Annotated in this window: 27 protein-coding genes; 11 read left to right on the top strand and 16 right to left on the bottom strand. The window is 32.3% G+C overall.

What is annotated here, in order from left to right; genetic code table 11:
• Positions 1-4 precede the first annotated feature (4 nt).
• Positions 5-922 carry a DnaJ C-terminal domain-containing protein gene (locus tag KQI68_RS01700; RefSeq protein WP_216548337.1) on the bottom strand — a complete coding sequence of 306 codons (918 nt, stop codon included), beginning with the start codon at positions 920-922 and terminating at the stop codon, positions 5-7.
• A gap of 178 nt (positions 923-1100) precedes the next feature.
• Between KQI68_RS01700 and KQI68_RS01695 the strand changes: the two genes are divergently transcribed.
• Positions 1101-1601: a hypothetical protein gene (locus KQI68_RS01695; protein ID WP_216548335.1), complete on the top strand. Its 501-nt coding sequence runs from the start codon at positions 1101-1103 to the stop codon at positions 1599-1601.
• 20 nt (positions 1602-1621) lie between these two features.
• Positions 1622-1972: a hypothetical protein gene (locus KQI68_RS01690; RefSeq protein ID WP_216548334.1), complete on the top strand. Its 351-nt coding sequence runs from the start codon at positions 1622-1624 to the stop codon at positions 1970-1972.
• Positions 1973-2469: 497 nt separating this feature from the next.
• Here the strand turns inward: KQI68_RS01690 and KQI68_RS01685 are convergent, their stop codons facing one another.
• Both KQI68_RS01685 and KQI68_RS01680 read right to left on the bottom strand, forming a co-directional pair.
• Positions 2470-2619, bottom strand: coding sequence for a hypothetical protein (locus KQI68_RS01685; protein WP_216548333.1), 150 nt, complete (start codon positions 2617-2619; stop codon positions 2470-2472).
• Positions 2620-2728: 109 nt separating this feature from the next.
• Complete coding sequence (locus tag KQI68_RS01680; protein ID WP_216548332.1) at positions 2729-4081, bottom strand: hemolysin family protein; 1353 nt, start codon at positions 4079-4081, stop codon at positions 2729-2731.
• A 135-nt stretch (positions 4082-4216) separates the two neighbouring features.
• Here KQI68_RS01680 and KQI68_RS01675 point away from each other — a divergent pair, with 135 nt between their 5' ends.
• Positions 4217-4822: a DUF4230 domain-containing protein gene (locus KQI68_RS01675; RefSeq protein WP_216548331.1), complete on the top strand. Its 606-nt coding sequence runs from the start codon at positions 4217-4219 to the stop codon at positions 4820-4822.
• A 132-nt stretch (positions 4823-4954) separates the two neighbouring features.
• On the opposite strand, the gene KQI68_RS01670 is transcribed toward KQI68_RS01675, so the two are convergent.
• From KQI68_RS01670 to sdaAB, 9 genes are all read right to left on the bottom strand, one after another.
• Positions 4955-5842 (bottom strand): arginine deiminase-related protein, encoded by an 888-nt coding sequence (locus KQI68_RS01670; RefSeq protein ID WP_216548330.1) that lies wholly within the window; start codon positions 5840-5842, stop codon positions 4955-4957.
• Positions 5843-5850: 8 nt separating this feature from the next.
• Positions 5851-7326, bottom strand: coding sequence for a sodium/pantothenate symporter (gene panF, locus KQI68_RS01665; protein WP_216548329.1), 1476 nt, complete (start codon positions 7324-7326; stop codon positions 5851-5853).
• Complete coding sequence (locus KQI68_RS01660; RefSeq protein ID WP_216548327.1) at positions 7319-7609, bottom strand: YhdT family protein; 291 nt, start codon at positions 7607-7609, stop codon at positions 7319-7321. Before KQI68_RS01660 ends, panF begins: the two co-directional genes overlap by 8 nt.
• A gap of 73 nt (positions 7610-7682) precedes the next feature.
• Positions 7683-8513: a bifunctional 5,10-methylenetetrahydrofolate dehydrogenase/5,10-methenyltetrahydrofolate cyclohydrolase gene (locus KQI68_RS01655; protein WP_216548325.1), complete on the bottom strand. Its 831-nt coding sequence runs from the start codon at positions 8511-8513 to the stop codon at positions 7683-7685.
• A 1-nt stretch (position 8514) separates the two neighbouring features.
• Positions 8515-9408, bottom strand: a complete 894-nt coding sequence (locus KQI68_RS01650) for a diacylglycerol/lipid kinase family protein (protein WP_216548323.1) — start codon at positions 9406-9408, stop codon at positions 8515-8517.
• Positions 9409-9416: 8 nt separating this feature from the next.
• The gene (gene ymfI, locus KQI68_RS01645; RefSeq protein ID WP_216548321.1) at positions 9417-10151 is read right to left on the bottom strand and encodes an elongation factor P 5-aminopentanone reductase; all 735 of its coding nucleotides are present in this window, start codon (positions 10149-10151) and stop codon (positions 9417-9419) included.
• Positions 10152-10293: 142 nt separating this feature from the next.
• Positions 10294-11511 carry a dicarboxylate/amino acid:cation symporter gene (locus KQI68_RS01640; protein WP_216548319.1) on the bottom strand — a complete coding sequence of 406 codons (1218 nt, stop codon included), beginning with the start codon at positions 11509-11511 and terminating at the stop codon, positions 10294-10296.
• Between the two features lie 4 nt (positions 11512-11515).
• Positions 11516-12397 carry an L-serine ammonia-lyase, iron-sulfur-dependent, subunit alpha gene (gene sdaAA, locus KQI68_RS01635; RefSeq protein WP_216548317.1) on the bottom strand — a complete coding sequence of 294 codons (882 nt, stop codon included), beginning with the start codon at positions 12395-12397 and terminating at the stop codon, positions 11516-11518.
• Complete coding sequence (gene sdaAB, locus KQI68_RS01630; RefSeq protein ID WP_216548315.1) at positions 12398-13063, bottom strand: L-serine ammonia-lyase, iron-sulfur-dependent subunit beta; 666 nt, start codon at positions 13061-13063, stop codon at positions 12398-12400.
• 299 nt (positions 13064-13362) lie between these two features.
• Here sdaAB and KQI68_RS01625 point away from each other — a divergent pair, with 299 nt between their 5' ends.
• On the top strand, positions 13363-14931 hold the full coding sequence (locus KQI68_RS01625) for an AbgT family transporter (protein ID WP_246541205.1): 1569 nt from the start codon (positions 13363-13365) through the stop codon (positions 14929-14931).
• Between the two features lie 259 nt (positions 14932-15190).
• Here the strand turns inward: KQI68_RS01625 and KQI68_RS01620 are convergent, their stop codons facing one another.
• On the bottom strand, positions 15191-15883 hold the full coding sequence (locus tag KQI68_RS01620) for a radical SAM protein (RefSeq protein WP_216548518.1): 693 nt from the start codon (positions 15881-15883) through the stop codon (positions 15191-15193).
• Positions 15884-15996: 113 nt separating this feature from the next.
• Between KQI68_RS01620 and KQI68_RS01615 the strand changes: the two genes are divergently transcribed.
• The 7 genes from KQI68_RS01615 to KQI68_RS01585 all read left to right on the top strand — a co-directional run bounded on the left by KQI68_RS01615 (position 15997) and on the right by KQI68_RS01585 (position 23910).
• Entirely contained in the window at positions 15997-16830 is an 834-nt protein-coding gene (locus KQI68_RS01615) for a DegV family protein (protein WP_216548314.1), read from the top strand.
• A 110-nt stretch (positions 16831-16940) separates the two neighbouring features.
• Positions 16941-17858: a DUF2232 domain-containing protein gene (locus KQI68_RS01610; RefSeq protein WP_216548313.1), complete on the top strand. Its 918-nt coding sequence runs from the start codon at positions 16941-16943 to the stop codon at positions 17856-17858.
• Positions 17859-17866: 8 nt separating this feature from the next.
• On the top strand, positions 17867-19867 hold the full coding sequence (locus KQI68_RS01605; RefSeq protein WP_216548312.1) for a DHH family phosphoesterase: 2001 nt from the start codon (positions 17867-17869) through the stop codon (positions 19865-19867).
• The gene (gene rplI, locus KQI68_RS01600) at positions 19864-20313 is read left to right on the top strand and encodes a 50S ribosomal protein L9 (RefSeq protein ID WP_216548311.1); all 450 of its coding nucleotides are present in this window, start codon (positions 19864-19866) and stop codon (positions 20311-20313) included. The genes KQI68_RS01605 and rplI overlap by 4 nt, the downstream gene beginning before the upstream one ends.
• A gap of 1 nt (position 20314) precedes the next feature.
• On the top strand, positions 20315-21670 hold the full coding sequence (gene dnaB, locus KQI68_RS01595; protein ID WP_216548309.1) for a replicative DNA helicase: 1356 nt from the start codon (positions 20315-20317) through the stop codon (positions 21668-21670).
• 561 nt (positions 21671-22231) lie between these two features.
• Positions 22232-23107, top strand: coding sequence for an undecaprenyl-diphosphate phosphatase (locus tag KQI68_RS01590; RefSeq protein WP_216548307.1), 876 nt, complete (start codon positions 22232-22234; stop codon positions 23105-23107).
• 8 nt (positions 23108-23115) lie between these two features.
• Complete coding sequence (locus KQI68_RS01585) at positions 23116-23910, top strand: carbon-nitrogen hydrolase family protein (RefSeq protein WP_216548305.1); 795 nt, start codon at positions 23116-23118, stop codon at positions 23908-23910.
• Positions 23911-23940: 30 nt separating this feature from the next.
• Here KQI68_RS01585 and KQI68_RS01580 read toward each other — a convergent pair whose 3' ends face one another.
• Genes KQI68_RS01580 through KQI68_RS01570 form a run of 3 tightly spaced genes read right to left on the bottom strand, consistent with a single transcriptional unit; the run spans position 23941 to position 25803 of the window.
• Complete coding sequence (locus KQI68_RS01580) at positions 23941-24585, bottom strand: ABC-2 transporter permease (protein WP_216548303.1); 645 nt, start codon at positions 24583-24585, stop codon at positions 23941-23943.
• The gene (locus tag KQI68_RS01575; RefSeq protein ID WP_216548301.1) at positions 24582-25427 is read right to left on the bottom strand and encodes an ABC transporter ATP-binding protein; all 846 of its coding nucleotides are present in this window, start codon (positions 25425-25427) and stop codon (positions 24582-24584) included. Before KQI68_RS01575 ends, KQI68_RS01580 begins: the two co-directional genes overlap by 4 nt.
• Complete coding sequence (locus KQI68_RS01570; RefSeq protein ID WP_216548300.1) at positions 25420-25803, bottom strand: GntR family transcriptional regulator; 384 nt, start codon at positions 25801-25803, stop codon at positions 25420-25422. Before KQI68_RS01570 ends, KQI68_RS01575 begins: the two co-directional genes overlap by 8 nt.
• Positions 25804-25865: the final 62 nt, after the last annotated feature.

Genomic DNA, 25865 nt, shown 5'->3' with positions numbered 1-25865 from the left:
CACCTCATTTACTTATTTCATTTAATTTCTTATAAAGCTCAATTTGCTCATCACTTAGAATCGTAGGGTTTATTATGTTAAATGTGACGTATAAGTCGCCAACATTTCCCTTTAAGTCTCTGAAACCTTGAGAAGGAATTCTCATTTTATTTCCTCCTACAAAGTTTTTAGGAACTTTAAGCTTTATCTTTCCATTTAAGGTTTCAACAGTCTTTTCAGTTCCAAGAGCTGCTTCCCATGGATAAATATTTTCTGTCTTCTCTATATCAATTCCATCTAACTTTAGATTTTTTTCATCTCTAATATTAATTTTAAATAAGACATCTCCAGAGAGTCCGAATTTATCTCCATTGACTTTAACTTTTTTGCCTCTAGTAATTCCCTTAGGAATTTTAACAGGAATTTCAATTTCCTTAGATTTATAAGTTAAGTTTACATTTTTTGTAGTGCCTTTATAGGCCTCTTCAATGGAGATAGATAGCTCTGATTCAAATTTATTTCTATTTTGTTTAGAGCTTTTGTGACCTCTGCCACCTAAATCTCCGAAAATATCATTTATATTAAAACCACCAGAGAATCCGCCACCTGATCTAGATGATCCGAAAATAGTTTCGAAAAAGTCAGAGAAGTCGGCTCCGCTTCCTCCAGTAGTGTAAGTGTAACCATACTGAGAAGGGTCAAAGTCGTATCCTTGACTGAAATCATAATTTGATCCAAAGGTATCGTATTTTTGTCTCTTGTCCTTATCTGATAAAACCTCGTAAGCCTCTGAAATTTCTTTGAACTTTTCAGCTGCCTCGTCGTCTCCTTGATGTAGATCTGGGTGATATTTTTTGGCAAGCTTTCTATAAGCGCTCTTTATCTCCTTTTCATCTGCATCCTTAGAAACGCCAAGAGTTTCATAATAATCTTTATATTTCAATATCTCTCCTCCTCGACAGGTAATGGTCAAAGGTATTTTTGACTATCTTTGACTATTTAATTATACAATATATTTAGCACTCTTGCAAGTCTTCTGCTAATTTATTTTAGAATTTTATTTTTGTTGAATTTATTCATTTATTTATGCTATTATTTAGATAAAGAAAGGAAGTGTTTTTATGAGACATATTAAAAAGTATTTATTTATCACTATTGTCAGTTTAGTTTTAATCTCAAATGTATTTGCTGCAGAACCTGTCACGTCATCATATGAAGATAATTTGAGTTCAAATAATCAAAATTTATTCGAAATGATTTATAATGATCCTAACAAAAGCGAAATAACACCTTATGCTAGTTTCTATGGAAATGCTGGTTATACTACTCTAGACTTTATGGAATCTAACGGAAGCATTCAATGGGCTGTAAAACCAAAAACTACCACTAGTTATACTTTTTATGGTTATTTCAGTGTCTATACTAATTCAACTGGTTTCTATAGAGGCGGCTACTCCGTCATAAAGAAAGGAAAGGGTACGGTTTCTGACTTTTTGGGATTAGGAAGATTCAACTTGAGAAGAGGTGTAAGCTATAAAATAAGACTTACTGGATATGCTGAAGATATTACTGGAAAGAAATATTATGTCAATCCAAACGTTGAAATATCTTTTGTGCTTTAACTATAATAAGAGGAACTTTTATGGAATATGTGGACGAAAAAAATTCAAAATTTGAAATGGTTATTCATGTTAATGGAAAAAAATACATGAATATTTTAATTCCTTCAGAAATTACTTTAGATATATTAAATCTTATTCATTATTATTCTTATCCTGATACAGAAACTCCAACAGAACAATATGTAGATATGCTCAATAAAGTTATAGACAAAAAAGTTAACTTACAACTAATTTCCTATTTAACTAAACTTGATATAAATTACTTAGAAGATTTAAAAAATGGAGATTTGAAGTCTGAGAATTCTAAAAAGTTAGGTGATCTTGTTACTATTCTTTCATTGATAAATGATTTTTGTGACTCACAAGACTAATCAGAATAAATTATTAAAAATCTAATTTAATTAAAGATAATAAATAAAAAAATAAACTTGACGTTAATATTTTATTATGTTAAACTAATATCAGATTATTTAATACACTTTTTTAATTAATTTCCTTAAAACGCCGAGTTATCTCGGCATTTTTTAATGGTAGCAAATCGAAAGGCGAGCCTTGAGATTTGCGGTCTTCACAATGAAGGCGACTGGAAGGAGCCTGAATTGATGAAGAACCTTATCCAGCGACTGCAGAAAATACGACCGGCCGTAGAATCTTTCCAATCAAACTTCCCTTTGGTCGTTTTCTTGGAGATTCCTGACATGAGACCTGCTACGAAATTAAAAATTTCGTGCTAGGGCTTCAATAGGGAGTATTTTCAAAGGAGTCGGACACGTCATTAATTATATTGAATTTCAAAATTTTATATGCTAATATAAATATAAAGAGGACACCATTAAAGATGGCTGCCCTTAAGGTAATTTCTTAAAAACTACCACGCGCAGTTGTGGTGACCCCATAAAGTTGGACCAAATACCAGAGAGAATTTATATTTTCTCTGGTATTTTTTATTAAACGTTAGGATGGCTACAATCAAGATAGAAATATTAATTACAAGTGATAATATTTCAAAATCTGTCATTGTAACGCCTCCCAATAATAGTATTGGGCAACCACCTTATATGTCCTCATAATTATTATAATATTTAATAAATAAAAGTTAAGGACTGCCCACTGGACAGTCCCATATCTTAAGAATTCAATTCTTTATATTCTTTTTTTGCTTCTTCCTGTTCTTCAGGAATTATTTTTATACTAGCCTTAATTATTCTCTTGTCAGCAACTGCAAGTTCTGTAAGTATACAACCAGCAGTCTTTATGCTTAATTTTTTCTTTTGACTTTCTTCAGGAATAAATCCTAATTTTTCAATAATTAGACCAGAGACAGTTTCGTGATTTTCAGAGTAAAGATATACCCCTAATTCGTCATTTACATCTTCTAGATCCATTGACCCATCTAAGATATATTCATTGTCCTTTACCTTTTCGATTTGACTATTTTCTTCATCGTATTCGTCTTCGATTTCTCCAACAATTTCTTCTACAATATCTTCCACTGTAACCATTCCTGAGAAACCACCGTATTCGTCAATTAATATTGCCACATAATTCTTAGTAGATTGAAGCTCCTTTAAAAGCATGTCAATCTTTTTAGTTTCTGGCACATAGTATGGCGACTTAATACAATTGTCTAGATTAATGCTTTCGTAATTATTTTTAGCATATTCAACGAAAAGATCCTTGATGTAAACTGTTCCAAGAATGTTGTCAGTATTTTCTCTATAAACTGGCATTCTTGAATAACCTTTTTTAAGAATTTCTGTCACAGTATCTGTGTTAAACTCATCATAATCAATCATGTAAATTGAAGTTCTTGGAGTCATTATTTCAAAAGCAAGTTTGTCGTCAAAATCCATGATATTTACAATCATTTCTTCTCCAGCTGAGTTAATAACGCCTTGCTGAGTAGAAACCTTAATATAACTCTTTAATTCTTCTTCTGAAATTTTCTCTTCAACATCTTCAGAATATTTGCCCATTAATTTTAGGACAAGAGCTGTTGAAAAAGAAAGTAATTTTACAAAAGGGTAAAAAAGTTTTGATGCAACTGCAATTACCTTACTAGAACCAAGTGCAACTTTTTCTGAATTTTGAAGTGCAATTCTCTTTGGCACAAGCTCACCAAATACAAGGGTGATATATGACAATAGAAAAGTCACCAAAATAAAAGAAATAGTATTACCATAAGGAATTCCAAAACCTCTCAAAAAGTCTCCAAAAACCTGTGAAATACTTGTCGCTGCAGAACCAGATGAGAAGAATCCTGCAAGAGTAATAGCAACTTGAATAGTTGATAAAAATCTTGTTTGGTCTGATGAGATATTGATAAGAGTCTTAGCTCTTTTATCTCCATCTTCCGCTAGTTCTTTAATCTTGTTGTTGTTAACTGAAACCATAGCCATTTCCGCCGACGCAAAAAAAGCATTGACTCCTGTAAGTACTGCAATCAATATGAGCTTAGCCCATAAGGCACCGTCATCCATTTATTATCTTCCTCCTAATCTTTTAGAGTATTATATCAAAGAGTATCTTAAAAATACAATAGATACAAGGTTTTTTCTACCTTTTCTTTTTATAAATAAGTTTATGGGTATAATAAATGTGAAAAGGAGGAAAAAATGACTAGAGTAAAGAAAATCCTGACAATTGGAATAATTATAATAATCGCACTAGCTCTTAGCTTTTTATTTGGATCAATATATAAATCAAGAGAAATGACACCTGAAATTAGCTCAACACTTATAAAAAATAAAATCGTAAGTGCAAAAGAGCTTACAACTCTTAAGTATCACTACACAAATATGGGACAATTTGAAAATCAAAACACATTTTACGGATACAAAGTTCCCTTCACATCAAAGAAGTTTATAGTATCTTATGATGGTACAATTCATGCGGGTATTGATTTAGATAAATTAAATGTTTCGGTTAGTGATAAGAAAATCGATATAAAAATACCAAAAGCAGAAATCCTATCACATGAAATAGATGAGAACTCGCTAAAAGTATTTGACGAAAGAGAATCAATATTTAATAGAATAGACATTGAAGATTACAATAATTTCTCAAAAGATCAGAAAAAAGAAGTTGAAAATAAAGCAGTACAAAATGGACTGCTAGAAGAAGCACAAGATGAGGCTGAAAAGGCAATATATAGTCTACTTAGTACAGACACAGTGTTAAAAGATTATGAAATAAATTTTGGAATAGATGAAAGTTTGTAAAAGCCAGATTAGTCTGGCTTTTTTTATAACTTTTATACTTCAAATAATTTTAATATTAATAATAATCTTATATTTCTTAAAAAACGGACAATCCTAAGGAAAGTCCGAAACTAAATCAAATTTAATTTAGTTTTATAAAAAATTCTCACAAATCATGCATCTTATTGCTCCTCCGCCGTAATGGGATATTGTGTCCACATTAATTGCAAGGATTTTATCATACTTTTCTATAGTTTTTATTTTATCTTCACTAAGTGCATTAAGTCCCATTTCTGAAATCACCAAGATATTTTTATCTCTTCCCTTAAGCTCAATGGAATTTCCTGCAAAGTTTAAGATTTCTTCTTCTGTCAAGTGAATTATTTCTTTTCCACTTTCTCTTAAGCTTTCTAAAACTTCTTCTCTACCTTCAACTATCAACTCATCTGCAATCATTACAAATTTCTCTGCCAAAGTCATTATTACATTTGTGTGATAGACTGGCTTATTATCTTGTTCTGATTTAAATGCTACTTTTTTAAATCCAAAGGTTTCGCAGAATTTATCAAGCTCACCTTCGTCACATCTTTTTGAAAGTGTTGCATAGGCGATTTTATTTTCTCTATCTAGTACAAGTGCTCCTGTGCCTTCTAGGACTTTTTTCTCATCATTTCTAAAGTCAAATTTTTCTATTTTTTTATAATTTACAATCTTTTCAAGCTGAGGCTTTAATTTATTATATTCGAGATTTCTATTGTCTGAATACATTTCACAAATCATAATCTTTCCAGGAAATGTTACTATTACATTGTTTGGAAAGATTGAATCAGGTGTTGTGTCATCAAAATCTTCTAACACGTCAACGTGAATTCCCTCACCTCTTAAAAGTGCTACTGCATTTTCAAATTCTTCTGCTGCTCTTTTTTGTATTTCATCTGCTGAAAAGTCTCCATCATTTGACTGAAATACATTGTCTGCTGCTGTCTCTACATTAAACTGAAATTTATGTGGTTTTACTAAAAATACTCTGTCTGTAATCATTTTTTCTCCTAAATTTTTTCTGGAAAATATATTCTCATTATTTCTCTACTTGGTTTTTCGCCAAATTTTGAACCTACTACAAAAAGGACAAGTCCAAAGATTATCGCCCATACAATGTTGTGAAGTCCAAGTATATTTATTTTTAATGCTCCAAAAACTAAATACAAAACTGTTCCGCCAATCATTGAAAGCTTTGCTCCAAATTCATTTGCACCTTTCCAAAACATTCCAAAATAAAATACCCAGAAAAATGCTGCTTCAAGTCCGCCAAAGGCAAAAAGATTAATCCAAACTATTACACTTGGTGGTTTTATTGCAATTACAAAGACAATTATTCCTATTAGAAATGTAACAATTGTGGAAAATATTGAAACTTTGGAATAGTCTATATAATCTTTCTCGCTTTCTTTTTTGTGAAGGTAGATGTCTTTTACAATTGATGAAGATGCTGCTATTAAAAGTGATGACACAGTTGACATTGATGCTGAAAGTGGTCCGCAAATTGCAATTCCTGCCAAAAATTTAGGAAGTGTCTTCATAATTGTCATTGGCATAATACTGTCAACATCTGTAATGCTTGTATCTGTTATAACTGCAGTTGAAAGCACTCCTATTATGTGCATTCCAATTACCATAATTCCAAGGCAAAATGTTCCATAAATCATGGCTCTGTGAACTGATTTTGTATCTTTATAAGAAAAACATCTCACAACTGACTGTGGAAGTCCAAGAAGACAAAATCCTACTAAAAACCATCCGCCAATAAATAGTGGGATATTTAAACTTTCATGAGAGAGTGGCTGAAGATGATTTGGATAATTTGTCTCGATTAAACTCATTATATTTTCTAGCCCGCCGCCATAATTTAAAACTCCAGCCGCTAAAATTAAAGTGCCAATAATCATAATAACTGCACAACAAGTGTCTGTAATTGCAACTGCTTTAAATCCTCCAACTGATGTGTAGATTATCGTTGCAACTCCAAAAATTATTAAACCAATTAAATATGAATAACCAGTTGCTGCTTCAAAAAGTTTTGCTCCACCTATAAACTGTGCAACCATTGTAGTTATAAAAAATATAACTATTATAATCGCAGATACTGTGGCAAGAAAATTTGAGTTGTATCTGTGCCTTATTAAATCTGGAATAGTAACTGCATCAATTTTTCTTGCAATAAGTGCGAGCTTTTTGCCGTAAACTCCAAGCACTAGATAGGCACAAGCAATTTGAATACTTGAGTAATAAACCCATCCAAATCCAACTTTCCATGCCATTCCTGGTCCGCCGACAAAACTTGATACGGATCCATAAGTTGCAATTAGAGTCATTGCAAGAGTAAATCCTCCAAGACTTCTGCCACCGATGTAATAGTCTTTGGAAAATCCATGATCAAGTTGTCTTTTTCTATTTACATAAAATCCAATTCCCATCATTGAAATTATAAAAACAATTAAAGGAATTAAGGTTATAAAATTATTCATGGTCTTTACTCATTTCTTCAATAAAATCTTCTTCATCTTCATCAAGTTCAAAATTTACGAAAACTTTTTTAACAAGAATTATAACCCCAATAGTTGAGATAATCATTGTGCCAATTGTAGATAAAAATGCCCAAAGTGGAATGTAGAAAATTTTAATATCAACATCCTTTAAAAAGATTCCTGTAAAAATCCACCACAAAAGCATTATTAAAAACAAAATCCAAGTTGCTCTTGCTTCTTTATTCATTTGAATAAATTTTTCTTTGTAATTTAGTTTTTTCAAAGTCTCACTTCCAATCAATTCAATTATAAATAAAAAATCTCCTGGACTCAATAGAGTGGAGATTTTATGCTTATTAGTTTTTATTTTTTATTACATTTTCAAGAAGTAGTAAATTTGTAATGCTTCCAATCCCTTTAGGCACTGGAGAAAAAGCTTTAATTTTACCATTTACAGATTCTTCATCAAGGTCTCCTCTGTATTTGCCTTCTTTGTTTTTAGAAGTTCCAATATCAATTACAGTTGAATTTTCATTAAAATAATTTTCATCTAGAAATTCAGCCTTGCCCATTGCAGTAAAAACTATGTCTGCATTTTGAGTGTGCTTTTTTAAATCTTCTGTGCCAATATGGCAAATTGTAACAGTTGCAAGCTCCTTTAATAAAATCATTGCAAGAGGCTTACCCACTACATTTGAGTGGTTAATAATTACAGTGTCAGCTCCTTTAAGTTCATATCCATAAAATTTTAAAAGCTCTACACTTGCCTTAGGTGCAAGTGGAATGAAACCATCGACTTCTCCATTGTATACTTTTGCCATATTAATCGGATTCATACAGTCAATGTCTTTATCCTCATCTATAGCAAGAGCAATTTCATCTTCGTCTATATTTTCAGGAAGTGGTCTAAACACCAAGATGCCACCGATTTTTTTATCTTCATTTAATTCTTTAATCTTTTTAACTAAATCTTCTGTCTTAGAATCTTTATCAAATACAAAGGAGTTAACTTCAATTCCAAGCTTTTTTGCAGTAGAATTAATCCCCTTTTCATAGGCAAGACTTCCCGGGTCTTCACCAACTCTAATAATTGCAAGTTCAGGAACAGTTTTTAGGCTGTCTATTTTTTCTTTTATTTCTGTAGTTTTTTTATCTACATAATCTGTAGCATAGAGAATTTTTGTCATTTCACACCTCATTTAAGTCTGGGATATAAACTTCAACAGCTTTATTTATTATTTCAATATCCACTGGAAGTTTAGGTCCTTCATCTCCGTCTATATCTACTTTTACATCGCCATCTAGTGATTTAATGGAAATTTTCTTTGCTTTAAAGTTTACAACTTTGTCCACGTCTTCAACTTCTCCTGCAACTGATGCTCTTAATACTTCTAGCCTATCTTTTACAGAATCATCTGTTAAGATTAACACATGGGCAAGTCCATTGTCCATATCTTTATTTTCTTTAGTAAATTCTAATTTTCCAATTTTATTTGAAAGGCATACCATTAAGTGATCTACTTCTCCTGAGTATTCTCCTCCATCGGAAGTTATTTCAAGCTCGTATTTATGTGAGTCTAATAATTTTTCCACAGATTTTTTAATATATGCAAGTCCTCCAAGTTTTGATTTTTCTTCAGAGCTTACTTCGTGGATTGCTTCTGGAATTGCTCCAATTGATGCAAACATTGAAAATACATTGTCGCCACATTTTCCCAAATCAATTTTCTTAGTTTTATTAAAACTAAAAGCATTTAGTGCTTCTTCAGGATTTTCTGGAATGTCTAATTTTTTTGCAAGTAGATTTCCCGTGCCTGCAGGTATAATTAATAGTTTTGCGTGAGAGTCTGCTTCATACATTCCAAGCAAGACTTCATTAATTGTTCCATCTCCACCAAAAACTGCGATAGACTCAATATCTTTGTATTCTTTTGCAAGTTCTGTTGCATGGCCTGCATCTTTTGTTTCTTTTATAAGTACTTCTTCAAAATTTTCTTTTAATTTTCTTTCAATAGTTTCTAATAATTCGTTTCCCTTTTCGTCTCCAGCATTTGGATTGTAAATCAATAGTATCTTTTTCATTTTTCCTCCTAATAAACAATCATTCCGCCATTAGGCGAAATTATCTGACCTGTCATATATGAATTTTTTTCTGAAATCATAAAGGACACAAGTTCAGCAATTTCCTCCTTGGTTGCCAGTCTTCCCATGGGAATCTCATCTTGAAGTATACATAAATTGCTCTCTCCTATGGAATTTGTCATATTGCTATCAACTGCACCTGGAGCTATGGCATTTACTGTAATTCCAGAGTATCCTAGCTCCTGTGCAAGTGCCTTTGTAAGTGCATTTATTGCTCCCTTTGTGGCGGAGTAGTGGCTTTCCATTGAGCCTCCAACTATGCCCCAAATTGATGACATATTTAAAATTTTCCCGTCATGTTTTTTTAGCATATAGGGCAGAGCTTCGTGGATGCAGTTGTAAACTCCCTTTACATTTACATCAAATACTCTGTCCCAAGTCTGTTCATCTATATCTTGAAATAAGCCATAAGAAGATACTCCTGCATTGTTTATTAAAATATCAACTCCTCTAAATCTTTCGCTGACTTTTAAAAACATTTCTTGAACTTCTTTAGAGTTTGTAATGTCTGCCTTTATTGCAAGACAGTCTTTGCCTCTGCTTCTAATTTCATTTTGAAGATTTATAGCATCTTCTTTTGAGCTATTGTAATTTATAATAATTCTGTAGTCTTCTTCTGAAAGTTTCTTTGCAATTGCTGCTCCAATTCCCTTAGAAGATCCTGTAATAAGTACTGTTTTCATTTTTCACCTCTAAATATTGGGTCAATTTAATTATATATGATTTCTACAATGTTTTGAAGTTTCTTATATTTTTTTACTAAATTTAACGCAAAAAAGCTATGCCTTATGACATAGCTTTTTTGGGTAAATATGCTTTTAATTTTTATTCAAATTCTTCTGTTGGTTTTGGTCTTTTTACAATGTGATCGTAATAGATTTTTTCAACTGCAACTGAAATTGCATTATCTCCAGTTACATTGGCCGCTGTACCAAAAGAATCTTGTGTAATATATAGAGTTATTAGAATTGTAGCCATTGTACTAGCTGGGTCAACTCCAACAACTGGTAAGAATGGAAGTGCACTCATTACTGCTCCACCAGGTGCTCCCGGTGCTGCTACCATTGCTACACCAAGAATTGCTATAAACTTAATCATAAGTCCATAAGAATGTGGCATATCAAACATTGTAAGTAATGTATAAACACAACCTGTAATAGTAATCATTGAACCTGGCATGTGAACTGTTGCACAAAGAGGAATTACGAAATCTCTGATTTGTTTTGTTACTCCTATATTCTTGTTACAGTTTACATTTACAGGTATAGAAGCTGCTGAAGATTGAGTTCCAACTGCTGTTAAATATGCTGGAACTGCAAGTCTAATTGATTTAAATGGATTCTTTCCTGCGTAGGTACAAGTTATTATAAATAAAATTGTTAAATAAATTAAGTGAAGTCCAATTATACATACGAAAATTCTTCCGAAAATTCCAAGAATTGCAAATACTGAACCAGATTTTGCAAGATTTGTAAAGTTTCCAAAAATATAAAATGGTAGAATTGGTATAACGAATTTTGCAAGCACTAAATTAATTACTTCTGAGAATTCGCCAAGAGCTTTGTATAATATTTCTCCGCTGCCCTTACTTCTTAAAATAGATACGCAAAGTCCAAGCATAAATGCAAGTACAAGTGCTGCAGTAACATCTATAAATGCAGATAAAGGTATTTCAAATAATGGCTTTAATTCATTAGATGTTGCTGCTTGAATTCTGTCAACAAGATCAGTTGTTATAAAACTAGGGAATATTGCATTTGACATAAAATATGAAGCTGAACCTGCTACTAATGTAGATGCATAAGCTAAAAGAACTGTAACTCCTAAAAGTTTTCCAGCACCTTCTGATAAATCTGCGATACCCTTACCAACAAATGCTATTATCATTAGTGGTATTAGGAAGTTTAAGAATGCACCAAACATTTTAGAGAAAGTAATTCCTATTACTGTGAAAACATCTGGCAAATAAAGTCCTACAAGAGTACCTAATATAATTGCTATAATGAGCTTGGGAATAAGCCCAATTTTTTTCTTTTCTTTCATTTGATTAATCCTCCTTAAGATTCAAAAACTTGGCTCTAATTTCTTGGCCAGTTTTTGTTCCAGCAAGTCCTCCAAGGCCTGTCTCTCTTATAGATTCGTGGAGTAGATGTCCTACTTCACCCATTGCTTGACAAACTTCGTCAAAGGGAACAATGGATTTGATACCAGCCATTGACATATCAGCTGATATAAGAGAATTCATAACGCCTGAGGCATTTCTAAATGTACAAGGATATTCAACTAAACCTGCAATTGGATCGCAAGCCAGTCCCATTACATTTATTATTGTAATACTTGCTGCATGCAGTGCCTCTTCTGCAGAACCGCCAAGCATCTCAACAACTGCTGCAGCTGCCATTGCACTTGCAGAGCCGCATTCTGCTTGACATCCGCCTTCGGCACCGGCAAATGTCGCATATTTACCAATTATTTGCCCAATTCCTATGGATGTTAATAGTCCATTTATAAGAGTATCATCATCTAGACCGTATTTGTCTTTTACTGCCATTAGAGCAGCTGGCATAATGCCAGAACTTCCAGCAGTTGGAGCTGCTGCAATTGTGCCCATGTTGGCATTGGTCTCAGATGTGGAAAAGGCCATAGCCATTGCCCTTACAAGTTCTTTGCTTGTGATGGGCTCTTTTTCATTTTGATAGTCGTAAAGCTTTTTGGCAAAGCCATCTATCATTTTATATTCAGTTTCATATTCTTTTTCTAAAGTATTGTGAGATGATTTTTTCATTACATCTAAAATCTTTTTAAGTTCATTTTTAAACTCAACTTCTGTGAATTTAGAATTTTTCAGCTCATCTCTTAAAACCAAGTCATAAATATGAATGTCTTCTTTATTACAAGTTTCTATAATTTCATTAGCTGTATTAAACATTTATACCTCCACATATTTAGATGTCATGTATCTAGGATTATCAAGTAATCTTTTAGATACTTCTTCATCTAATTTTCTGTCAAGTTCAACAGTTAGTGTGACTATATTTGTGAGCACATCTTTTTTAGTGTTAATGGACTCAATATTGTATCCATTGTCCGAAAGTATTGTAGAAACTGTGGCAATAACTCCCTTTTGCTCAGGGTATTGGAATAGTAGTGTAGGGAATTTGCCGTCAAATTCTACTTCAATGCCGTTGATATCCACAATTATCATATTTCCACCGCCAATTGAAGAACCAATGACATATTCACAATAATCATCGTAAATAAAATTAATTTTTACAGTATTTGGATGATAATTTTCACCTAAATCAGTTGGTATAAATTCATAATTAATATTTTTTTCATTTGCAATTTCATATGCATATCTTATTGAATCATCATAAGTTTCAAAACCCATTATGCCCCCAAGAAGAGCTCTATCAGTACCATGGCCCTTGTATGTGTATGCAAAGGATCCATGTAAATAAAATTCAACTTTTTTATAATTTTTAGGACAAATTTTAGCTGCCACTCTTGCTATCTTACAAGCACCTGCTGTGTGAGACGAAGATGGCCCAACCATAATAGGCCCTAAAATTTCAAAGGAACCGTATTCTTTCACTCTACTTACCTCCTTTCGACTATTTTAGCATAAATCGGTATATTTTGCTTTATTAATTTATACTTTAAACTGTTAAAATTAAATTTTTTTATTGTTTATAAATTATATTAATTATTTGAAATATTTTTAAATCAAATTGTTTTAATAAAATCCTAAAATTTATGCATTTAAAGTACGATAAATTTTTATAAAAAATTGTTTTCCTCTTGATATAATAGCATTATTACTATATTATTAAATTGTAAATATTTGTCTTACTTATATTTTTTATAAGTAAAATTTATTATAGGAGGAAAATTATGACAAAAGAAAAGAAAGTTAGAGACAATAATGATGTCGGCGGCTTTCTGAAAGGTGTCGAGAAAATTGGTAATGCACTACCACATCCTGCAATGATTTTTGCAATTTTATCTGTCGTTGTAATTATAGTTTCTTATTTTGCAGCAAAAGCAGGACTCAGTGCCACATACTTTGACGCAAAGGCTGGAGAAGAAGTTACAAAGGAAGCAGTTTCGCTACTTAACTGGGAAGGATTAAATTACATATTTAACTCTGCAACAGAAAACTTCACAGGATTTGCTCCACTTGGAACTGTACTTGTTGCTATGCTAGGTGTAGGTGTAGCTGAAAATAGTGGTCTTTTCAATGCAGCATTAAAAAGACTTCTATCAAATGTCCCACCATATATACTAACTGCTGCAGTAGTATTTGCAGGAGTTATGTCAAATATAGCATCAGATGCTGGTTATCTTGTAGTAGTTCCATTAGGAGCACTTATCTTTGCAAATGCAGGCCGTCACCCACTAGCAGGTATAGCGGCAGCTTTCGCAGGTGTTAGTGGTGGTTTCTCAGCAAACCTTGCAATTGGTACAACTGACCCACTACTTACAAATATCACAAACGAAGCTTTGAAAGCTAGTGGTATTGACATGCACCTTGCAGCAACTTGTAACTGGTACTTCTTAGCAGTATCTACATTTTTAATTACAATTGTTGGTACACTTGTAACTACAAAAATAGTTGAGAAAAACCTTGGAGTTTACAATGGATCTTATAAACCAGATGAAACTCCGCTAACTGACCTTGAAAGAAAGGGACTTAGAAATGCACTTATCGCATTATTAATATTTGTAGCAATTATGGCTGCTTTAATGTTCCCAGCAAATGCACCTTTTAGAAGTTTTGAAGAATCTAAAAATGCATACACTTTAAAAGAATTCCTAGGACACGGACTTATCCCTGCAATGCTTCTACTATTCTTAATTCCAGGGCTTGCTTATGGTAAGACAATTGGTAAAATCAACAACTCTCACGACTTAGTAGCAGCAATGACTAAGGCAATGCAAGGTATGGGCGGATATTTAGTACTAGCATTCTTTGCAGCACAATTCGTTAAATACTTTGAAAAAACAAATCTTGGACTAATCTTAGCAAAAAACGGAGCAGAATTCCTGCAATCTATTAAATTAGAGGGACTTCCACTGTTAATACTATTTATACTACTTGCAGCATTCTTAAACCTATTTATGGGATCAGCGTCTGCAAAATGGGCAATTATGGCTCCAATATTTGTGCCAATGATGTATGAAATTGGACTTTCACCAGCACTTACACAAGTAGCTTATAGAATTGGTGACTCTTCAACAAATATCATAACTCCACTTATGTCATACTTTGCAATGATTGTAGTATTTATGCAAAAATACGATAAGAAGGCAGGACTTGGAACACTTACTTCAATGATGCTTCCATATTCAATGTGCTTCTTAGTATCTTGGACAGCTCTAATGTCTATTTGGTATCTACTAGGATGGCCAGTAGGACCTGGAGCACCATTAATTGTAGAAACAATTTCTGCATTGTTATAATTTGACATGGAAAATAGAAAAGGCGAGGAATAACCCTCGTCTTTTTTGATGGGAATTTTTCTCTGGACTTTTTTTGAAGAGGGCTGCCCTTCAGGGCTGTCCTCATTTTCTATATTTCATATTTCAAGAGAATTCCTAAAATCTTCTATGCTATCAAAACCCTTGACACTATCATACTTTGCAATTATTTTGGCTTCTTCAATAGCTAATATATATTATCAACACAATGCGGACAAAATAAAAACTTATTTTTTTAATTTTAATCTAACTCCCCAACCCCAAAATCAGTAATCTCGAACAAAATATCCACCTTAGGATCATCTTCCAGATATCTATATTTCTCAACAAACCACTTAACTAACTCCTCATCTCTTTTAATATCTGTACTATTATTTTCAAAAATATTTACAGTTGCGTGAGAAAAATTTTTTATAATCTCCATATCTCTGTCGATCATCTCTTTTGTCTGACCCTTAATTCCAACCATAACACATGGAGAATCAAAATATTTTTTCACTTCTCTATAATCTGTGAAGTTTGCACCTTTTCTTAATACCTTTTCTCTAAAATCATTGTCAAAACTTTCAATGCCAGTTTTAAATGTTATTGGAATTTTAAAATAATCTCTAATCTCATCAAGTCTATTTCTATAAATCCAGTGAGCCTCAAAAAATAATCTCTTAATATTTTTCTCTTCAACTACATTTTTTATCATTTCAAGAGTTTCTAATGGCAAATCAAAAACGGATGCCGAATCTATAACTTCAAGAATTCCAAATTCTCCAGTCACATTTGAAAGCACATCTCTATTTATTCTATTTATCTTTTCTTCATTAATTTCGTTATCATCTATATAATCACAAAAAGTGCACTTGCCCCATTTACATGGCTTTGCCTTTAAAAGCACAATTTCTCTTTTTGTCTTGTTCTCAATTTTTGAATATCTGTTGATAATATCACCTCATCAATTTAATTTTAACACATTTCGCAAATCCTATAAATTGACATATTTTTATAATCACATTATAATTAGATAAAAATATTTAATTAATTTAGCGAGGTATTATGGCTATTAAAATAATTGCAGGCTCAACTGCAGATGTAATTAAAAATATAGAAGACAATATAATAAGAGTTCCCCTTCACATAAATTTTGGTGAAGATGATTTTTTAGATTCAGTTGACATTACTAAAAAAGAATTTTACGAAAAGCTAGAGGCTGGAGAATTTCCAACTACTAGTCAACCAAATCCCTATGCATTTTTAGAAAAATATAAAGAGATTATAAATGCAGGAGATGAAGCAATTGTAATTACAATTTCTTCAAAGTTATCAGGAACTTACAACTCTGCAAAAATTGCAGCAGAAGGACTTGAAGATAAAATCAGAGTAATTGACTCAGAAACTGCATCAATTGGTGAGGGTGCACTTGTAGAAATTGCTCAAAAATTAATTGATGAAGGAAAAAAACTTGATGAGATAGAAGAAATAATTACAAGAGAAAGGAAAAACTTAGTTGTAATTGCACTTCTTGACACTTTGGAATACCTATTAAAAGGTGGAAGAATTTCAAAAACTTCAGCATTTTTTGGAAAGCTTTTATCAGTAAAAGTTGCAGTGACAATAAAAGATGGAGAACTTGTGCCACTTGGTAAAGCTCGTGGAATAAAAAACGCAAATAATTTATTAGTTACTGAAATTGAAAAAAATGGAGTCGACTTTGATAAACCAATAGTTATTGGTTACACTGGAAATGATTCATCGAAGATTGAAAAATATCTTCAAGCTACAGAAAATATTTGGAAAGATAGAGCAAACCTTGAATATGTGCAAATTGGTTCAGTTATAGGAACTCACGCAGGACCAGGTGCACTTGGACTTGCATTTTATAAAAAGTAATCAAAACCCGCAGTTTTAATCTGTGGGCTTTTTTTATTAGAATCTACTTATAGTTTAAAATCTTTATCAAATCTTTATTCTATGATAAAATAAACGGAGGAGTTGATTTATTGAATAAAGAAACAAATTTTATGGAACTTTTTAAACTCTTTACAAGATCAATGCTGATTTCTTTTGTAGGGATGATTTTTCCATTTATATATATCTTTTTCCCTTCAATGTTTGTCGTTGAAGCTGTGAAAAAGGGAATAATACAAGTTATGGCGACTTTAATTTTAGTTGTAGCTTTAATAGGAATGGTCTTTGGTCCTCTTAATGCAATAATAGTCTTTACTATTTTTGGCCCACTGATTTTAATTTTTCACTACATGATTACAACTAATAAATCAATTTCGCAAACTTTTATGGCAACTTCAGTTATATTTTTTATATCTATAATTGTGCTAATGCTTGCCTTTGGTATTGACAGCAATGTTTTAAACTCACAAGAAACTATTAATAGTATTACTTCCTTTTATGGAAAGATTGCTTCTGATGCAGGTATGAGTGAAACTGACATAATGGCTTTTAGACAAACTGCCGAATACTTTTACAAGAGATTTTTACAAATTATGCCATCAGTTATGATTATCACATCTGTGGTAATGAGCTATTTCACTTATACAATTGTGGGAAGAACTCTTCTTGCAAGTGGTAAATTTATCAAGCAACCATCTTCTCTTGAGTTTTTAAAAATTCCTAGAGAAATTATTATATTATCAATTGTTACATTTGCTATTACTTACTTTTTAGGCGATACTTTAGGTGAATGGGCACAAGTTTTTAATATAAATTTATTAAATATTATTTATTTTTTATTGTTTTCCAATGGAATTGGACTTTTGAAGTTTTTAATGACTAGACATGGTATTAAGAGGTTTTTACAATTTGTATTTATCGGTCTATGTCTTGCAATTTCTTCACTTCAACTTTTAGTCATTGTTCTAGGTGGATTAGATGAATTGTTTAATTTTAGAAAAATAAATTGAGGTTTTAAATGAAAGATAATTATAAGTATACTGATTTCTTGCCTTATATTATTTTTGCAGTTTTAATAGTTATAGCCCTAATTGTAATGGAGCCAATCGTAGGTGTTCTTGCACTTCTTGTAATGCTCTATATTCTCTATATAACTTTTGACAAAATCAAAAATAAAAATAAGAAAACAGTAGAATATATTGAAAATTTAAATGAGAAATTTGATTCTCTTACGAAAAAAGCCATCTTTGATATGCCCTTTCCACTTGTTGTTACAGATGAAAAGGCAAAGATAATTTGGTACAACACTCCTTTTGCCAATCTTTTCTCAGAAGATAGCGTTATGGAGAAGGATTTAGAAAATTTAATTGATGAGGTTGAGGTTTCTACAATTATCGACAGTGATGGCAAAAACACTATTCCAATCACTATTAACAGCAGACATTTCAGTGTCTACACAAATGTTGTAGATGGAAATTCTACTGAAAGCGAAAAAAATGTGCTGCTATACTTTGTAGATAACACTGCTTATTCATCTCTACAAAAACAATATTTAGATGAATCACCTATTACTGCAAAGATTGAAGTTGACAACTTCTCTGAAGCTATGGATTCTGCTCCAAAAGAAGTTAGACCTCTTTTAATTGCAGAGATTGACTCAACTATTAGATCATACTTTGAGGAATACGACGCTCTTGTAAGAAAGGCTGATGATGAATTATATCTTGTAATCATGCCTTACAAGGCTCTACTTGCTATAAAGGAAAAGAGATTTGATATCTTAGATGATTTAAGAGATTTAAACAAGGGAAATACTATTCCTATCACACTTTCTATTGGTGTCTCATCTCATGGGCTTAATTTTAAAGATTCCTATGTTGAGGCAGAGTCTTCTCTTGACCTTGCTCTAGGTCGTGGTGGAGACCAAGCCGTTGTAAAAGTTGATGACAACTACGAATTCTTTGGCGGTAAGTCAAAGGCCGTTGAAAAGAGAAACAAAGTTAAGGCTAGAGTCATTGGAGAAGCTTTAAGACAATTAATTGACAGATCTGAAGATGTATATATTATGGGGCATAAAAACCCTGACATGGATGCCATTGGTGCAGCCATAGGATGTCTGCGAGCCACAATAAATAGAGGCAAGGAAGGTTATATAGTTCTTGAAAAGTCAAATCCATCAATTGATAATTTGATTGAGAGAATGCAAGAAGAAGAGCCAGATTTATACAAAAGAGTTGTAAAAAAAGATACTGCTATTAATAATATCAAGCACTCATCTCTTTTAATTATCGTGGACAACCACAAACCTTCCTTTACTGAATGTCCCGAACTTTTAAAAGAGACAAGTCAAATTGTAGTAATTGACCACCACAGACGTGGCAAGGAATTTGTTGAAAATCCTGTACTAACTTATGTAGAACCTTATGCTTCATCAACTTGTGAGCTAATCACTGAGATGCTAACTTATATGTCAGATGATTTAAATCTAACTCATTTTGAGGCAGATGCACTTATGAGTGGTATAGTAGTAGATACTAAAAACTTCTCCTTCCAAACTGGAGTGAGAACTTTTGAAGCTGCATCTATACTAAAGAGAGCCGGAGCAAATATGCTAAAGGTAAAATCTCTATTCCAAGATGATTTAGATACACTTCTTTACAAGGCAGAAGTTATTCACAACACAGATATTATTCACGACAATATTGCAGTTTCTACATTTGAGAAAAAGGCAAAAAATTCAGTACTAGTTGCAGCACAAGCAGCTGATGCTCTTCTTGATATCAATGGAATTGATGCATCCTTTGTTCTTACAATTAACGAAGGCAGAACTCATATATCTGGAAGAAGTAGAGGAGAAGTTGTCTCTGTTCAGCTAATACTTGAAAAAATCGGTGGAGGTGGCCACCTTAACATGGCTGGTGCTCAACTTGATACAACTGATTTAGAGGCGGCTAAAAAGACTTTAATTGGAGCAATTGAAGATTATTTAGAAGAAAATAAAATCGAGGAGGAAAAATGAAAGTAATACTTTTAAAAGACGATAAAAATTTAGGAAAAAAAGGAGAAATAGTTGAAGCTAAAACTGGCTATGCTAGAAACTTCTTAATTCCAAGAAAAGTTGCAGTTGAAGCAACTCCAGAAAATTTAGAAGAATGGAAGAAAAACAAAGCTGAAGAAGAAAAGCTAGAAAAAGAAAACCGAGCAAAGGCAAATGAAGTTAAAAAGAAAATTGAAGAGATAACTCTTACAATTAAGGCAAAAGCTGGAGAAGGCGGAAGACTTTTTGGAGCAATCACATCAGCTGATATAGCAAAGAACTTAAAGAGCGAACACAAAATTGAAGTTGATAAAAAGAAAATCGACCTTTCTGAAAATATAAAAGAGTCAGGAATAAAAAATATCGACATCAAATTATATCCAGATGTAGTTGCAACATTAAAGGTTAACATTAGACCGGAGTCCTGAGATGGCTCAAAATGAATTCAATTTAAATCCAGAGAATATGAAATTGCCTCCTCACAATAAGGAAGCAGAGGAATCAGCCATTGGTTCCATGCTTCTTTCCAAGGAGGCTATAACTAGTTCTATAGAAATTATTAAACCTAGAGATTTCTATCAAGATGCACATAGAAAAATCTACGAAGCAATACTTACAATTTACAATAGAAATGAGCCCGTTGATGTAATAACTATTGCAGAAGAATTAAAAAGAACTGAATCACTTGAAGAAGTGGGCGGCATAACTTATCTTGCAGACCTTTCTTCTAATGTAACAGCAGTTTCAAATATAAAAACTTACTGCGAAATTATAAAAGAAAAGGGAGTACTTAGAGAATTAATCAAGGCATCAGATGAAGTAATTTCAGCTGCATATTCACCTGAAGCAACTGCTGAGGCTGTTAAGGAACTTGCAGAGACAAATATCTTTGAGATAGCTAAGGACTCTACAAGAAATGGACTAGAAAACATAAGAACAGTTGCACTTGAATCCTTTTCTGAAATGGAGAAAAAGGCGCTAAATCCAAATGCCCTTACTGGGGTTACAACTGGATTTGCAGATTTAGACAGAAAAATTTCTGGACTACAAAAATCCGATTTAATACTTCTAGCAGCAAGACCATCCATGGGTAAAACTGCGCTTATGGTAAATATTGCCACAAATGCTGCCATGAAAGGTGGAGCATCTGTTGCCATGTTTTCTCTAGAAATGAGTAAGAATCAGCTGCTTCAAAGAATTATTTCTTCAACCTCTCATGTGGATCTTCAAAAAGTAATTTCTGGAAATCTTTCAGAAGAAGACTGGACAAAGATAATTAATGCAATGCCAATAATTTCAAATTTAAATATTGAAATTGATGACACAGCTGGTATCTCTCCACTTGAACTAAAGGCAAAGTGCAGAAGAATGAAAACTGAGAAAAATCTTGATTTAATAGTAATTGACTACTTACAACTTATGCAGATGAGCTCGAGAGTAGAATCAAGACAACAAGAAATTTCTGCAATCTCTAGAAATTTAAAGGCTATTGCTAAAGAACTTGAAGTGCCAGTAGTTGCACTGTCACAACTTTCTCGTGCGCCTGAACTAAGAACTGATCACAGACCAATCTTATCAGACCTTAGAGAATCTGGGGCAATAGAGCAAGATGCTGACATAGTATTGTTTTTATACAGAGATGATTATTACACAAAAGAAGAATCAGAAAAGCCAAATATAGGAGAAGTAATAATCGCAAAACATAGAAATGGACCGACTGGAACTGTAGAGCTTATGTTTAAGAAGGAATTTACTAAGTTTTTAAATCTTCAAAGAACAGAATAAGGTGGGTTTTTTTTTTTAAATAAAGAAAATTTTTATTATACGGACAATCCTTTAGGAAAGTCCGTATTTTATTATAAAAATCTTTCAACTATAAATATTCTAAAAAGTAAAAACCTACTAAGAACATTATTCCTCTTAAAGTTTATTAATTTAAATAGAGTTGGCCAATAAATAACCAACTTGTCGATTTGTGAGCAAAAAGGTCGAAGACGTTAAAAATTTTCAACTTGTTTGAACGGAGTGAGTTTTGAAAATTTAGTCGTAGACCTTTTTGCGTATTAACGGGTCGGGCCCCTGCCAGGTCGTTGAGGTGCGTGGGGATGGGTTTGGGAAGGGGCGAGGCCAATTCGAAAGGCCTAGCCGCCCCTTCCCAAGAAAAGAATAAAATTTAATTTTATAATTAACTTATATAAAAGTTAATATAAAAATTTTAAAATAGGACACCCCTAACTATTCCTAAATCCAATAAATAGATAATCTCACCCATTGAATTTAGGATAAAACCTTAGGTTTTAAATCTAATCCCCATCGTGGTATAATGTTTAAGATATGGAGGTACTTATGTTTATTGATATTATAAAAGTAATAATTCTAGGAATTATCGAAGGTTTAACTGAATTCTTACCAGTTTCTTCTACTGGTCACTTAATCATAGCCGATTCCTTTATTAAACTTGATCCAAAGGCTTTTTCCAACGCCTTTAGTGTTATTATTCAACTTGGTGCAATCTTGGCAGTTGTGTACTTATATTTTTACGACATAAATCCCATAGCCAAGGGAAAGCTTGCTCCAGTTGTTGGAGAAGAAACTTTTGAAAACATGAGCTTAAAGGAAAAGTTTTTAAATAGAGATTTAGAAACTATGCGTCTTATTGCGAAGATAATCGTTGGATTTCTTCCGGCTGCAGTTTTTGGATTTTTATTAGATGATTTTATCGATGCTCATCTTTTTAATCACATCACAGTTTCCATTGCTCTTATTTTCTTTGGTATTGTCATTATTTTTATTGAAAAGACAAATAAGGGTGATGATTTTAAATACGAAACTCTTGATGATATAACTCTTAAGACTGCTTTTACTATTGGATTTTTTCAATGTCTTGCAATGATTCCAGGCACATCACGTTCTGCTGCAACAATAATCGGTGCAATGATTCTTGGCTGTTCAAGAACTTCTGCTGCTAAGTTTTCATTCTACCTTGCAGTTCCGACAATGCTTGGTGCAACTGCTCTAAAGGTATTTAAAATCGGACTATCCTTTAGTGCATGGCAATGGTTTTTAATCTTACTTGGCGGAGTTATTTCATACATTGTTGCATTAATAGTAATTAAAAAATTTCTTGGTTACATTAGAAAGCATGATTTCATCCCATTTGGATGCTATCGTATAGTTCTGGGTATAGTTGTACTAGGACTAAGTATGGCAAATATTATTTGAGGTGAGTTATGAAAGATTTTAAAGTTGGTATAGTTCAGCTTCCTGCAAAGGGAGATAAAAATCATAATTTAGAAAAGATGGAAGAATATGTAAATAAGGCAAGTGAAATGGGTGCAGATGTAGTCTGTCTTCCAGAAATGTGGAACTGCCCTTATCAAAATTCCTATTTTTTAAAGTTCGCAGAAAAGGAATACGACATCTCTTACAAAAAGATGAGTGAAGTTGCAAAGAAAAACAAAATTTATCTTGTAGGTGGATCAATTCCAGTTAAGATTGGCGATAAAATTTATAACCGCTCCTATGTTTTTAACAGAGATGGCGAAGAAATCTACAGATATTCCAAGGTAAATTTATTTGATATTGAAGGCTTTAAAGAATCTGATACATTATCCGGTGGCAAATCCCTTGGAGTTTTTGAAACTGAGTTTGGAATTTTTGGACTTGCAATTTGTTTTGACCTAAGATTTCCAGAAATGTTCCAAAGATTTAGAGAATTTGGTGCCGAAGTAATCTTTGCTCCATCAACTTTCTTAGTTAAAACTGGAGAAAAACACTTCCAATTACTAAATCAAGCAAGGGCAATTGATTCACAATGCTATATGATTTCTCCAACAATTGCAAGAGATGATGATCTTTCAAGAAATGCCTATGCTCACTCACTTGTAATTGAGCCAAGTGGCGAAGTTGTAATAGATATGGGAACTGAACCAAGTGTTGAAGTCGTAGAAATAAAAGCGGAAAAAGTAAAAAGAGAGAGGGAAAAATTCCCACTAGAAAAATCTCGTGAAAATAGAAAATTGTAAAAAATAAAGGATGCCAAGATGCATCCTTTTTTAAAAGTCTTTTTTTCTATAAAATCTTATTGAGAAATTAATTGAAATTGCAAAGATTATAGCTATCATAACTAAACCTGCAATTATTAAAACTGTTGGATTTTGTGAAAGACTTAATATTAGCTCAGAAAAACCTGCAAATAAGGCTCCTGCTATACCACCAAATAAGAAAATTCCCACCATTGCTACAAGTCTTGCTTTTTGATATCCAAGCTTAAAGAAAAATGGATATTGGAAATTTACTATTAAAAGATAGATAATTGTATAAATTCCGTAAGAGCCTAGGACTTCAGATGCATTAATTTTGTTTCCAAGTAAAAATAATACTAAAGCCACCAAAAGTCCAAACAAGGCAAATCCAATATATAAAAATACAGAAAATATATATCTTCCTAGTACTACATTCTTTGACTTTATGCCAAAGATTCTATAAAGAGCATCTATTCCTGCATCTTCTCCCACTAAGAATGGATAAGATGAGTAGAGTATCGCAAAAATAAGAGGCATTGAAACTGTAGTGAGTGGATTTTTAGTTGAGAAGAAAAGAATTGCACATAGAAAAATCATTACCAACAAATTTTTGATTGTAAAATATGGTCTTGTTGTTACCCAGTCTAATTTTAAAATCTTTTTAATTTCACTCATATTCTGCTCCTTCCATAAAGTACCATAACCCTATCGATATTAGGCTCTTCAATTACAAGTTCATCTGAATCCACATTAAATTTATCCCTTTCAACTAAAGCTTCAAAATTATGAGCTAACTTCTTGCCACCAAGAATTTTAACATCTTTTAGTAAATCAAAATCTTCTATTCCGCCCTTTACTACAATGTATTTTTCTTGGAAAGCTTCCTTAGTATCAGAAAAAATTATTTTACCATGGTCAATAAATATTATAAAATCAGCAATTCTATCAAGGTCTTGAGTTATATGAGTTGAAAACAAAACTGTATTATCTTCATCTGCTACAAATTCTTGTAATATATCTGAAAGTTCATCTCTCATACTTGGGTCAAGACCTGATGTCGGTTCATCAAGTATTAGTAAATTTGCTTTGTGAGAAAGTGCAATTGAAAGCATTAGCTTTATATTCATTCCTCTAGATAGGTCTTTAACCTTAGAGTTCTTATCTAACCCAAATCTATTTAAATAATCAAAAAATACATCTTCCTGCCAATTATTGTATCCAATATTCATTGCATCATTTACACTATTAAGAGTCCAGTCCTTTGAGAGAAGGGAATCATCCATTATAATTCCCACATCTTGCAGATAATCAAGTGATTTTACATCATCTCCATCTACATAAATTTTTCCTTCGTAATTAATAAGAGATAAAATCGCCTTAATAGTAGATGTTTTTCCCATTCCATTTTTGCCTATAAATCCTGTGATGTAACCCTTTGGTATAGAAAAAGAATTTTCGCCAAGTGTAAAATGATCAAACTTTTTGTGAAGGTTTTTAACTTCAATCTTATTATCCATTTTCTTCTCCTCCATATAAATATTCAAAAAGTTCTAGGAAAGTTTCCTTTGAAAGCTTAATTTCCTTAGAGATTTCAATTGCCTTTGATAAATTCTCCTCTAAAATCTTTTGCTTTTCTTCCCTTCTTAAATTAGGATCTTCTTCTGCAACAAAAGTCCCAAGACCTTGCCTAGACTCGATGAAGCCTTCTGATTCAAGCTCGTCATAGGCCTTTTTAACAGTTAAAATGCTTACGCCTAACTCCTTAGAAAGATTTCTAACAGAAGGAAGTTTCTCGCCAGATTTTATTTTGTCTTTTAAAATATTTTCTTTTATCGATTCCTTAATCTGCTCGTAAAGAGGAACAGAGGAATTGTTAATTAAAATTATCTTCATTTGGAGCTCCTTTATATATAACACTATATAACAGTATGTAACACTTGTCAATAAAAAAAGAT

This window comes from Peptoniphilus ovalis, from assembly GCF_018919265.1.
In the GTDB taxonomy this organism is placed as follows: domain Bacteria; phylum Bacillota; class Clostridia; order Tissierellales; family Peptoniphilaceae; genus Peptoniphilus_A; species Peptoniphilus_A ovalis.
This window is presented reverse-complemented; position numbering and strand designations above follow the sequence as displayed.

What these genes read in the sequence shown, in the direction of transcription:
- KQI68_RS01695 (WP_216548335.1), top strand. Translation starts at nt 1,101, where the DNA reads ATGAGACATATTAAAAAGTATTTATTTATCACTATTGTCAGTTTAGTT.
- KQI68_RS01690 (WP_216548334.1), top strand. Translation starts at nt 1,622, where the DNA reads ATGGAATATGTGGACGAAAAAAATTCAAAATTTGAAATGGTTATTCAT.
- KQI68_RS01685 (WP_216548333.1), bottom strand. Translation starts at nt 2,619, where the DNA reads ATGACAGATTTTGAAATATTATCACTTGTAATTAATATTTCTATCTTG.
- KQI68_RS01680 (WP_216548332.1), bottom strand. Translation starts at nt 4,081, where the DNA reads ATGGATGACGGTGCCTTATGGGCTAAGCTCATATTGATTGCAGTACTT.
- KQI68_RS01675 (WP_216548331.1), top strand. Translation starts at nt 4,217, where the DNA reads ATGACTAGAGTAAAGAAAATCCTGACAATTGGAATAATTATAATAATC.
- KQI68_RS01670 (WP_216548330.1), bottom strand. Translation starts at nt 5,842, where the DNA reads ATGATTACAGACAGAGTATTTTTAGTAAAACCACATAAATTTCAGTTT.
- panF (WP_216548329.1), bottom strand. Translation starts at nt 7,326, where the DNA reads ATGAATAATTTTATAACCTTAATTCCTTTAATTGTTTTTATAATTTCA.
- KQI68_RS01655 (WP_216548325.1), bottom strand. Translation starts at nt 8,513, where the DNA reads ATGACAAAAATTCTCTATGCTACAGATTATGTAGATAAAAAAACTACA.
- KQI68_RS01650 (WP_216548323.1), bottom strand. Translation starts at nt 9,408, where the DNA reads ATGAAAAAGATACTATTGATTTACAATCCAAATGCTGGAGACGAAAAG.
- ymfI (WP_216548321.1), bottom strand. Translation starts at nt 10,151, where the DNA reads ATGAAAACAGTACTTATTACAGGATCTTCTAAGGGAATTGGAGCAGCA.
- KQI68_RS01640 (WP_216548319.1), bottom strand. Translation starts at nt 11,511, where the DNA reads ATGAAAGAAAAGAAAAAAATTGGGCTTATTCCCAAGCTCATTATAGCA.
- sdaAA (WP_216548317.1), bottom strand. Translation starts at nt 12,397, where the DNA reads ATGTTTAATACAGCTAATGAAATTATAGAAACTTGTAATAAAGAAGAC.
- KQI68_RS01625 (WP_246541205.1), top strand. Translation starts at nt 13,363, where the DNA reads ATGACAAAAGAAAAGAAAGTTAGAGACAATAATGATGTCGGCGGCTTT.
- KQI68_RS01615 (WP_216548314.1), top strand. Translation starts at nt 15,997, where the DNA reads ATGGCTATTAAAATAATTGCAGGCTCAACTGCAGATGTAATTAAAAAT.
- KQI68_RS01605 (WP_216548312.1), top strand. Translation starts at nt 17,867, where the DNA reads ATGAAAGATAATTATAAGTATACTGATTTCTTGCCTTATATTATTTTT.
- rplI (WP_216548311.1), top strand. Translation starts at nt 19,864, where the DNA reads ATGAAAGTAATACTTTTAAAAGACGATAAAAATTTAGGAAAAAAAGGA.
- dnaB (WP_216548309.1), top strand. Translation starts at nt 20,315, where the DNA reads ATGGCTCAAAATGAATTCAATTTAAATCCAGAGAATATGAAATTGCCT.
- KQI68_RS01590 (WP_216548307.1), top strand. Translation starts at nt 22,232, where the DNA reads ATGTTTATTGATATTATAAAAGTAATAATTCTAGGAATTATCGAAGGT.
- KQI68_RS01585 (WP_216548305.1), top strand. Translation starts at nt 23,116, where the DNA reads ATGAAAGATTTTAAAGTTGGTATAGTTCAGCTTCCTGCAAAGGGAGAT.
- KQI68_RS01580 (WP_216548303.1), bottom strand. Translation starts at nt 24,585, where the DNA reads ATGAGTGAAATTAAAAAGATTTTAAAATTAGACTGGGTAACAACAAGA.
- KQI68_RS01575 (WP_216548301.1), bottom strand. Translation starts at nt 25,427, where the DNA reads ATGGATAATAAGATTGAAGTTAAAAACCTTCACAAAAAGTTTGATCAT.
- KQI68_RS01570 (WP_216548300.1), bottom strand. Translation starts at nt 25,803, where the DNA reads ATGAAGATAATTTTAATTAACAATTCCTCTGTTCCTCTTTACGAGCAG.